Raw genomic sequence first — 11,941 nt, 5'->3', positions numbered from 1 at the left:
AAAAAGAAATGTTGTTTTATATTTGATTCCGTGCATTTAATCAAAGATGTTGGTTTTGCCCGCAGGACAGCAGTCGGTGTTTGAAAAATCTGAATAAAAAAAAAGAAATATTAATGAAATTAATCATCAATATTTTACTATTCAAACTGGAATTTCACTGGATTCTAAAATTTTAGACATTTCGACTTTAAAAGTCCTATTCCCATCATTTAAAGAACCAATTGAAATTTTTATCTCATTAGAACCTTCTGAAAAGTTCTGAGCATCAAAAGAGAATATGCCCACACCATTTACAACATTGAATTTAATTTCATGATTGTCGTTTAGCATAGCATACATTTCAAATACCGGCAGATTTGAAGCTACTTCCTCATTTTTATAAAATGTAATTGAATATGTACCTGGAGTGATGCAGGTAATTTCCTTAAATGCAATTCCGGTTGTGCTGATTCTCGGACACATTGTTCCATAACCGACAATACCGGTTTCATAGTCCCATGTGACAATTTGATTTTTACCATACCAATTTGGACCTATATTCAATCTTAAAGATGCATTAAATGCACCAGGACCATAAATTCCAGCAGGATTTGCACTTAATTCACCTAAAATCATCATACTTGGACCTTTGGCATTTCTATAAATCGCATTATCAGTTACTAACGGTTCAATTGCATTTTGAGCCAAATCATAACCTTCATTAAATCTGATTCCCTCTAAAACATTATCAGTAATTACATTGCCAGTTATCAAAATGCCTGTTGAGTAATTTGCATCAACTGAAATTCCCAAATGATTCCATGTGATGTTATTTTTAGTGATTGTTACATTTACTGCAGAATTATTTAAGAATACCCCATATCCTCTAGGACCTTCAGGCACCAGCATAGTGTACAGTCCAATGTTGTCTGCTATGTTATTGCCTGTAATGATGGAATTGGCAACACCGAATCCATATTTTATTCCATAATTATTTTTTCTCAATGAATTTGTGGAAATGGTCAGATTATTTGTATTTCCGGCAAAAATTCCACTTTCAAAACTGTCAATGCAGTTATTTAAGATTACAATATTCCTTGAATCAACAATATTAATACCGTATCCAGGCAGGGACATTGTACTGTCCATATAACTTGCATTTTTAGACTTATCTAATTTATTGGAAATAATATTGTCCTTTATTGTAACATTTGACGCATTATTGATTTCAATTCCATCATAAGAATTTCCAACAATAGACAAATTGCAAATAGTAGTATTGGAATTTAAAATTTTAAATACTGGGCTTTTTGCTTTACCATTTAAAGTTGTGGTATTTAAAGAGTAGATGTTTAATGCGCTATTAATATTCAGTGAGATGCCAGAATAGAAATCTCCTAAAAATTCAACATTATCTCCGTCATGACAGCCATTTAAAATATTTTGAATTTCTGAATTTGGCAAATTCTTATCAATAAAAACCACATTTGTTTTGTTTGATATTGTAATTTTGTTTACTTTTGAAACAGCTCTGTATTTATTTGTTCCTGTATATTTTGATGAAACATCAAATGAACCGATATTTGAGTCAATATCAACATATGCAACACCATTTTTATCGGTTGCTTTTGTAAAAGTCTGATTATTAAATTTAAAGACAATTTTCTCATTAGCCAATGCTTTACCGGATTTATCTTTAAGGGTTACTCTGAAAGTTTTATTAGCATCAGATGCAAATGTCTTATCATAACTCATTAATTGAGTGTTAATCTTTGAAACAATGAAACTGCCAGTGGCTTTACTGGATTTGTAAATTGAGTTTCCATTGTATTTTACTGTAACAGGATATGTTTTTTCTGTTGCGAATTTCAAAGATAAACTTGCCTGACCCTTATTATTGGTTACTTTTGAATAGGTTTTACCGTTAACATTCATAGTAACCGGCATTTTGGATAATGCTTTTCCGGAACTTGTTTTTAAGGTTACTGTGTATGTTTTTTTCTCATTAGGGAAACTTGATACTTTTGAAACTGCAAATTTTGTTGGAGTCTTAGCGACGTTGATTTTGCCATCAGAATGAGCTTTTTTATATATTTTATTTCCTTTATAAGAAGCAGATACTGAATATGATTTGATTTTTGAAAATTTAACTTTAAATACGATATTTCCTTTGCTATTTGTTACTTTTGAATATTTTTTACCATTTAATTTGACAATAACTTTTTGTTTAGCCAATCCTTTACCATTAAGATTTTTCAATGATATTGTATAGTATTTATAAGTTTTTGGAGGAATAGTTACTTTAGGAACAGTCAATTTAACTCCTTTTGAAGAGTATTTGACAACTATCTTGTTTGTTTTTGAAAAGGATTTGTATTTCTTGGATCCTGAATATTTAATATTAATAGTGTAAGTTCCCTTTTTATTGAATTTAAGTTTTTTATATGCTACTCCCTTACTATTTGTTTTTAAAGTGTATGTTTTCTTATTGACTTTAATAACTATTTTTTGATTAGCAATCGGCTTATTTGATCCATCTTTTAAAGTTATATAGAAATTTTCCGCCATTTTTGGAATCATATAAACATTTGAAGATGAAATTTTTGTAGGTGTTTTCTTTATGACAACTTTGGCCTGAGCATTGCTTGAAGAATAATCTACCCCATCCCCAATATATTTAACTGTCATGGCATAGGTTTTTTCTTTTGCAAGTCCGATTTTAAGCTTGGCCTGACCCTTACCATCAGTTAAAACAGTGTATGACCGAGTATTGATTGTAAAGATTAATTTTTCATTGGCAATAGGATTGCCGTCTAAATCTGTTAAAGTTGCTTTAAAGTATGCATTTGAAACTGGATATGTGTTTAAATCTGAAACTGTTATTTTTGTACCACTAACATTTCCAGGAATGTATTTATCATCAATTGCAAATTTTTTGTATGGCCTGTACATCTGAGAGTATAAATTATTGCCCTTACCAGGGAAGCTTGCAAGTAAGACATTTCCGGTTTTATTAAAGTCATCCGGGTAGAATCTCACTGTTGCAGTTCCATTTTTCATCATGACAATCTTATAAGTGTCCCCCTCTTGAGGAGAAACATTAGTGTTGTTTTTGTTTAGATAAAAAATGACCGGTACGGAACTTATGTCTTTGGCAATGTTACCGTTAACATCGACAATTGAAATTGAATAAACACCTTTTTTAACCTGAGTAATCTCACTTAAATACAATTTATAATTTCCGGTATGGGACCATGGAGTTACGCCGGATGTAGGATAGCTGAAGAAAATATTCGGACAAATCAAATCCTGGTCAACATCGAATATATAACCCAAGAAAGTTCCGCTTTGATGACCGATATACTCACCTTTACCTTCGCCAACATAAATATAATCATCATTTGCGGCATCATATATAAACTCCCCTATGGAAGGTTTATATTCATAAACTTGACGCCATACTGGTCTGTCGCCATGACCTATCATGTAGTTATTGGTGATTACCTGTAAACTTTCTCCACCTTTTTTAAATAAATTTTTAACACGATGATCATTGAAAATATCATATTGAGCATTCTGATTAATGAAATTTCCTTTAATTTCCATTTTAGTTATTGCAGTTAGTATAAACACCATATCTTTTGTTAAATCCAATATAATTGTTTAAGATATAAACATACTTGGCTGCAGTCATATTGATTCCAATATTGCCTTCAGAAATATTGTTAGAATGAATGTTAATATTATTACTTGAGCCTGAAATGGCAATTCCTGCAATGAAATTATTTGTAATATTGTTAGAAATTAAATCTGCTTTAGATGAGTCAATAATGTTAATACAATATTTTGAATCATCAATCAGAGAATTCTTAACTTTAACATTTTGTGAATTTACAATTTTAATTCCGTTTGTGACATGGGATATGGTTACATTTTGAATAAGAATTCTGTTTGTATTTTCTGCTCTGATTGCATCGGAATAACGTCCACTATTAGAAAAGCTACAGTCTTTAATTGTAACATCTGATGCTCCCCTTACAAGAATCCCATAATCATTATCGGAAACATCATTTACTATATTAAAACCGCTGATTACAGTTCCGCTGGCTTCAGGAGTAATATAGAAAATGCCCCTATAACCAGATACTGCGCTGCTACCGCATGGCTCCATTGTTGTTCCGACATTGCTTATTATATTCAGTTTTTTATTGACAATGAAATGACAGTGAACATAGCTTTCTCCGTTAATAACAATTGTGTCTCCTGCCTTTGCATTATCAATTGCCACCTGTATTGTAGGATCATTCATTTCATTGTGATTTTTTTCAACTTCCTCAACAACTATAACATTAGATACACCAGAGTTTTCACCAGCCGTTAGTTTTTCAGAAGTCGGTTCAACATCTTTTAAACTAGATTCATCAATAGAAGATATTTCAGAACTTGACAAATCCTCTGCATAAATATTTTCATCTTCAGAAGCTGAAACTGAACTTATACAAAGCAGTCCAACCAATATTAATAAAAATATCATTAAAATTTTATTAAACTTCATATTTTCCTCCAATCAATATATATTACTATACCTATCGACATATTTAATATATTTGATTTAATTTTTAAAAAAGAGCAGTTAAATTCAATTTTTGAAATCTGATTTGAATATTGGTTCTCATTGAAAATTAAAAGTGATGTGAAAAATTTCACTCACCTTTAATGAAAACTTTATCGTTTTACCTTCAATTTTGTTTTAACATATGAATTCACATATTTAACAAGAACTGAATATTTTCCCACTTTCAAATTAATAAACTTGACATTAGCAATCCCATACTTATTTGTCTTGGCCATGTAAGTTTTACCTTTAATTTTAAAAGTGACTTTTTTACCGGCAATAGGTTTTCCATTACTTGTTTTTAATGTAGCCGAATATTTTATCTTTTTTGAGCGTTTTTTAGTGGCGCTTTTGGCTTTTAAAACTTTTTTGACAGTTATTGAATTTTTAACACTGTATCCCTTATAGGTCGCAGTGATTTTATAGCTTCCTGGAAGTAGGCTGAATGTTTTCGATGCCCATCCATTCTTATCTGTTTTGGCAATGTATTTTTTACCGGAAATTTTCATTACGACAGCCACATTTTTTCCTGCAATTTTTCCATCAGTTCCTATTACACGAACTTTAAATGTTGTTTTTCCATTATAATCCATAACAATATCCTTATTGCCGATTATCCGTTTGTTAGTTGGTGCAATTTTTAAAGTGATACTTTGACCATCAATTTTAGATGAAATAGTCGTAATTAATGGAATATACACTGATATTGCTTTAGACCCGTTAACAATGTTTTCAACTTTTCCTGCGGATAATTTTACTTTAAAAATAGGCAACATCCATGGAGAATCAATTTTAGAAATAGTGCCGTTTTTATTTTTAATTTTAAAATCAACAATCAAAACAGCATTTTTATATTGAACCAATTGATTTTTACTTGTAAAACACATTATTATCCAATTAAAATTGTCAGGAACATTATTGTTTAATAAATTCTCAAAATTAGGATTGTTGCATCCCCACCAATTATTTAAAAGAGATACATTTTCAACACCGTTATTGAAAATAGCACATCCATTCACATCGGCATTATTATAAATGCCTGAATAAGCGATTGAAGCATTATCCCTAATCATTATTGCTCCGCCATTACCTCCTGCAATATTGCCATTGAAAATTGAACCGGTAATTGTCATTCTGCCTTTACTGTCAATAGCACCACCATTTTTTGTTGCGGCATTATTTGTAAAGTTAGATTTAATGAGGGTTAATTCACCGGCATTGTCTATAGCTCCGGCACCATATGCAGTATTTTTATCAAACAATGAGTTTTTAATTGTTAATTTACCTTCATTGTCAATAGCTGCACCATAGCTTCTTGCACTATTTGAAATAAATTGAGAGTTTTCAACCAACACATTTGCACGGATGTTAAAAATACATCCCCCTTCATCTGCATTATAATTAGATTTGAATAATGAATTTGAAATAGTTACATTTCCTTTATGAAGCATCAGTACCCCTGAATTATGAGTGACAAAATTTTTAATAAATTGAGAACCGTCAATGGCCAAGTCTCCAGATGAATAAACAGCAGCTGCCTGAAATGCCTTATTAGAATCAAATATTGAGTTTTTGACAATATTTAAATCACGGTTGTGAATAGCTCCTCCGAAATGGCCATTGTTTTTACTAAATTGGGAGTTCATGACACTGCAATTAAGATCATTATAAATCGCACCGCCATTATGAGCATCATTTAAATTAAAAATATCATTGTCGACCACAATATTAAATTTATTAAAGATTGCTCCTCCAGACGTTTCAGCGCGATTTGAAATTAATTTAGAATTTTTGACCTTGCAGTTACGTTCATTATAAATTGCACCGCCTGCATAAGCATTATTTGAATTAAAAATAACTTCATCAATCACAATATTAAATTTATTAAAAACAGCTCCTCCCATATCATCAGCACTGTTTGATATTAGCTGAGATTTTTTAACACTGCAATTAAGCTCATTATAAATCACTCCCCCTGCATAATCAGCATGATTTGATTTTAAAACGCTTGTTTCAAGATTTATTGTTCCAGTATTATAAATTGCCCCACCTTTAAAAGCAGAATTATTATTAAGAGTTATGTTTGTGATATTTACAACAACACCCCTAAATCCATTAATATAAAGTCCTCCACCTAATTTTGCGGAGTTATTATCAATTACTGAATTTTGAACAATAGAGTTTAGTAATGCAAAATAGATTCCTCCTCCATGAGTCTGAGCAGAATTATTACTTACAACAGAATTCTGTAAATTAAGAGACCCAATTGTTAAATCAATGCCTCCACCACGATAAGCAGAATTATTTACAATAGTCAGGTTTTTAATAATTGCAGTGGCCTTGGCATCAACATTTATTCCTCCGCCTAAATCAGCGCAGTTATTCTCAATTAAGCAGTTTTCAGCAATTAATGTGAATTCGGATACATAAATTCCCCCGCCTTGTTTTGCGGCGTTATTTGTAATTGTTGAGTTATACACTTCACATGCACCCCAACTTTTAATACCTCCGCCCAAATCAGATGCATTGTTAGACAGGAACCTTGAATTATGAACAACAAGAATTCCCCTGTTATTATAAATTCCGCCTCCCCTAACAGCTGAATTGTCAATAAATGTACAATTATTAACTAAAAAATTACCGAATCTGTTGTAGATTGCACCTCCCTCATGACAAGAGTTATTTGTAAAAACAGTGCTGAAAATTTTAAGCTCCCCTAAATAATTATCAACAGCCGCTCCAAAACTGCCTCCATTTTTATCAAATAGCGAATTTGAAATAGTTAATTTAGCACTGCCGCCACTGTGTATCGCACCTGTTTCGGCATAATTATTAGAAATTATGGAATCCTCTATAGCCAATATACCTAAATTGTAAATGGCACCGCCTTCTGTGAGATTATAACCTTTAGTAAGAGTCAATCCCTTAATGCTGACATTGACATTTTTAGGTATAATGAAAATACTTGATTTATTATTTGCATTTAAAATTGTTTTAGAAGAATCAACACCATAAATGTTAATCGATTTATTGACAATTATAGGAGATCCGGTACTTTGGTAAGTTTTATTCTCCAAATAAATAGAATCTCCAGAATTAGCATTATTAATCAGATTTTGAATAGATTCAAAACTGTCATTTGTTAATGGCACTGTGCTGTTTGCATCTTCTGCATTAACAGTGCCTAGCAAAAATAATATTGAAAAAATTAGCATGAATAAAAATAATAATTTAAATTTTTTTATTTCAGACCCTCCAAAATAATCAATTTAAAAATAACCAACAAATAAATGAAAAAAATTACTAAAAAAAGAAAAAAGGAAAAATAGAATATTACATTCTATTTTTTAATAACAATAGTATTCTTTTTGCTTATTGCTTTGTAAGCTCCATCTCCAGCAAACTTATAATATGCATTAAATGTTCCTTTTTTAGCTAATTTAATGCTGAAAGTAGCAACACCTTTAGCATTGGTTTTAGCAGTATAGGTTTTACCATTAACTTTTAAAGTAACTTTTTTATTTTTGAGAACAGTTTTACCGGATTTAAGAGTTGCAGTTACTTTTTTAGTTTTAGCTTTAACTTTAAATGTTTTCTTAGCAGTGGTTAAAGCAGTTGCTTTTTTAAGCACACTAATCTTAACTGTTTTAGTAGCTCCGGTGTAGTTAGCATCACCAGTGAAAACCATTGTAGCGTAATGAGTTCCAGAAGAAGCATATTTTACATTTAAAGTTGCAATACCATTATCATCAGTAGTTGCAGTTTTGGTTACACCATCAATAACAATAGTCACCATTTTATTAGCAACAGCATTTCCATTTACATCTTTTAAAGTGAGTTTGAGAACACCATTATTTCCTGCATAAACATTTAAGTTAGAAGCTGCAATATCGGTTGCAACATGTTCTGGAATAGGTATTGGTTCAGGAGCTTGAGGAATTACAATTTCCCCATCTTCATTACCCCAATCATTATACCAAATTACGAGAGGTCTGACACCTGCAAAGAAAGTGTTGTTAGTTATAGTGATAGGAGCTTTAGGATTAAGGTCTCCTGATCTGCTTAAAATGTGTATTAAAGTTACTGAACGACCAATAACATCTTCTCCTTCAGCTTTGATAATTTTATTATTAGTTACGTTAATGTTACCTAAAGTACTTGGAGCTCCGTGAGAAGGATTGCTTGATTCAGCAGCGATTAATAGATTATTGTTTACAACATAGAAAGTGTTATTGTTGAAGAAAACACCTTCAGATGCTTTTTGAATACTGATTACAGGGAATTCGCCCCAAACAGTACCATTATCTAATTCAAATTGACCACATTTAATAAATGTGTTATCATAGATGTAAGTACCTTCAGTAGATGCTCCTCCGAAGTAAATGGAATAAGCATTATTTTTGAAAGTGTTTCCTATAATTGAAGCGTCTCCACTACCTTTTGCAATTGAAATTGCATCAAGTACACGACCATCGAATGTGTTGTTAATAACTTTGAGATAGAAAGATCCGCCTACACTAATCATTTTGGAACCAGATTCTTTATTTACAGTAGGGTCGTTAATAAGTTTGGTTGCGATACCGCCAGTAAAATTACTGTTTTTAACAGTTACATTATTACATTTGTTAACAACGACAGCCTGATTGAAGTCTTTAAAAGAACAGTTATCTACAGTACCCTTTGATGAACCTATACCATCGAAGTTAATACCATTACCATTAATTGAACCACCATATACAATATTGTTTTTAGGGTTTGTGTCAATGAACTTGATACCTATAAAAGTAACGTTTGCACTTTCAGTTATATGGAACAATCCTTTTCCTTCACCATGACCTTTAATAGTGGTACTTACGCCATCACCTTTAAAAGTAAGTTTATCTTTTTGATTTACGGTTACAGTTGCATCAGCAAAATCATATGTTTTGTCTCCTAATAAAATAGTATCTCCTGAAATTGCACTATTAACAGCCTCTTGAACACCTGCAGCGTCAGTTGTTGGAGGTGTAATACTATTTCCGCTAACCTCAATAGCAGGATTATCAGCAGCAGAATCTGCAGGGTCTTCTGCAGAAACAACACCTAATGATAATGCGACAAGAACAACTAATAAAAGAGACATGATTATCTTTTTATTCTTCATAATTATTCTCCATTTTCTCCATTTATTAAATTATTGAAACTTATACTATATTGAAATAAAATTTTAAGAAAAAAACCAATCACTTTTATTTGAATATAAGTATAATTAATATTTTATATCGATATGTAATATAAAGATTATTATTTATCGCCAAAATTAAAAATAATTAATATTAGTTTAAATTTAATAAAATAAATTAAAATAAGATTTATTCATATATGCACATATATAAATTCGTTGAAAAATAAATAAAGATATTTTAATTTAAATTTAATTATATAAATAATTATAAAGCAAAATAATTAATATGAAAAGAGATTCACAACAATAAAAATAATAAATATTTAGTAAAATGAAAAAAAATTGAATTAAATAGTTTAAATCATCAATGCATGATTTTTAACAACACAATTCATATTTTACTACACCAAAACTAATAAATCCCATAATAAATCATTATAAAAAAAATATTAATAAAAATTATATTTTTACGACATAAAGTTTATTATATATTGAAATATAAACATTAAATTACAAAATCATTTGATTTAAGAAAATTAAGGAGGTGAAAAAAATTAAATCCAAGATATTCTTAATGATTGTATTTGTAATTATGCTAGTTTCAGTCACAGCAGTTAGTGCCACAGACGATGATTTAACCGGTATTAGCGATGAAAATCTTTTAAGTATTCAAGATGACTTAAATATTTTAAAAACAAATTCCGATGATGAAACAGATGACGCATCTTTGGAATTGAAAAATAAAATTATTAATGCAAAAAATGGCGATAAAATTGTTATCAATCCAGGAACTTACCATATTCATAACGTGACAATCACCAAAAACATAACAATTCACGGAAACGGGAAACCATCAGACATCATAATTGATGGCGATAGAAAATCCAGTATTTTTTTAATAAACAATGACTCTACATATGTTACTTTTAAAAATTTAACATTTATTAATGGATTAACCCATAATTTTGGAGGTGCAATCTCCATAGAAACCGGTCATGTTTATGTAGATTATTGTAATTTCATCAACAATACTGCACTTAACAACACCAATGCCGGAGCAATATCCAACTACGGAACTGCTAATCAGAAAGCATACCTATTTGTAAATAATTCGTTATTTATCAATAATCATGCAGACCATGATGGAGGAGCAGTAACTACCTGTTATGCCAATTCAGATATTTACAATAGTGTTTTTATAAATAATACTGCTTGCAGAGACGGTGGCGCTATAAGAGTCAGTATTTATGGATACGGCCATGTTGAAGATTGTATTTTTATGTATAATCATGCTGATGAATGGGGAGGGGCATATTATAGCTGGTCCGGCACATCACACATTAACAGATGCATATTTATGAACAATACTGCTGGAACTAATGGAGGAGCGGTAATGGTTTCCGGTAATTTAAACCTTGAAAACTCCATTATTGTTAATAACAGCGGAGGTGAAACAGGAGGTTCATTTTATATACAGGAGCCAATGTATAAGGCAAAAACCTATATAAATGTCAATAATAATTTAATTACAAATAACTCCGCCCCTAAAGGTATGGAAGTCTTTATAAAATGGAGACATGCGGAAAACTTATATCCTAACTTTAACAACAATGACTGGGGAGATGAAAACCCTAATGACTACAGAGTGAATGATCCGAACAACGTAACTTCAAGAATTAAAGTAAGCCATACTTCAAAATCTAATTTATTAAATGAACTGAATCTGAATTTATTAAATAGATATAATGATTTAATTAAGGATTATTTCCCTGAGAATTATCTAGAAAACATTAAAAACAATAAAAATCAGGAAAATAATGAAAATCAAAATCCGAATAACAACAAACCTGTTGAAAACTTTGATTTAAACAATTCAAACAGCAAATTGGATAATATAAAAATAGCTCTACCTAATGCGACCAGCAATAAAATACAATCAGATAATCAGATATATATTAATTCAACCGCTTCTGCTGGAGAAGACGAAAAGGCATATGAATTAAATGAAACACAATCAGTTTCCAAATCCCAGTCTCCGAAATTAATATATGTAATAATTTGTCTGATAATCATATTTTTAGCATTGATTATAGGTTACAAAAAACAAAATTCAAAAGATAAATAGCCAATATTTATCTTCTTTTTTTATTTTAAAGAAAAATCGTGTGCCTGCTCTTTTTTAT

The 11,941-nt window shown here is 30.5% G+C and carries 5 protein-coding genes; 1 reads left to right on the top strand and 4 read right to left on the bottom strand.

From position 1 onward, the window contains the following. Positions 1-141: 141 nt before the first annotated feature. From Q4Q16_RS00690 to Q4Q16_RS00675, 4 genes are all read right to left on the bottom strand, one after another. Complete coding sequence (locus Q4Q16_RS00690) at positions 142-3,585, bottom strand: right-handed parallel beta-helix repeat-containing protein (protein ID WP_303345470.1); 3,444 nt, start codon at positions 3,583-3,585, stop codon at positions 142-144. Position 3,586: 1 nt separating this feature from the next. Continuing rightward, entirely contained in the window at positions 3,587-4,534 is a 948-nt protein-coding gene (locus Q4Q16_RS00685; RefSeq protein ID WP_303345469.1) for a nitrous oxide reductase family maturation protein NosD, read from the bottom strand. Between the two features lie 170 nt (positions 4,535-4,704). After that, on the bottom strand, positions 4,705-7,785 hold the full coding sequence (locus Q4Q16_RS00680) for a right-handed parallel beta-helix repeat-containing protein (RefSeq protein WP_303345468.1): 3,081 nt from the start codon (positions 7,783-7,785) through the stop codon (positions 4,705-4,707). A gap of 149 nt (positions 7,786-7,934) precedes the next feature. Continuing rightward, positions 7,935-9,737 carry an Ig-like domain repeat protein gene (locus tag Q4Q16_RS00675; RefSeq protein ID WP_303345467.1) on the bottom strand — a complete coding sequence of 601 codons (1,803 nt, stop codon included), beginning with the start codon at positions 9,735-9,737 and terminating at the stop codon, positions 7,935-7,937. 595 nt (positions 9,738-10,332) lie between these two features. Here Q4Q16_RS00675 and Q4Q16_RS00670 point away from each other — a divergent pair. Beyond that, on the top strand, positions 10,333-11,883 hold the full coding sequence (locus Q4Q16_RS00670; RefSeq protein ID WP_303345466.1) for a hypothetical protein: 1,551 nt from the start codon (positions 10,333-10,335) through the stop codon (positions 11,881-11,883). Positions 11,884-11,941: the final 58 nt, after the last annotated feature.

It is taken from the genome of Methanobrevibacter sp., assembly GCF_030539875.1.
GTDB lineage: Archaea > Methanobacteriota > Methanobacteria > Methanobacteriales > Methanobacteriaceae > Methanocatella.
This window is presented reverse-complemented; position numbering and strand designations above follow the sequence as displayed.

Coding starts and splice junctions, on each gene's coding strand:
- Q4Q16_RS00685 (WP_303345469.1), bottom strand. CDS start 4,534: ATGAAGTTTAATAAAATTTTAATGATATTTTTATTAATATTGGTTGGA.
- Q4Q16_RS00690 (WP_303345470.1), bottom strand. CDS start 3,585: ATGGAAATTAAAGGAAATTTCATTAATCAGAATGCTCAATATGATATT.
- Q4Q16_RS00675 (WP_303345467.1), bottom strand. CDS start 9,737: ATGAAGAATAAAAAGATAATCATGTCTCTTTTATTAGTTGTTCTTGTC.
- Q4Q16_RS00670 (WP_303345466.1), top strand. CDS start 10,333: ATGATTGTATTTGTAATTATGCTAGTTTCAGTCACAGCAGTTAGTGCC.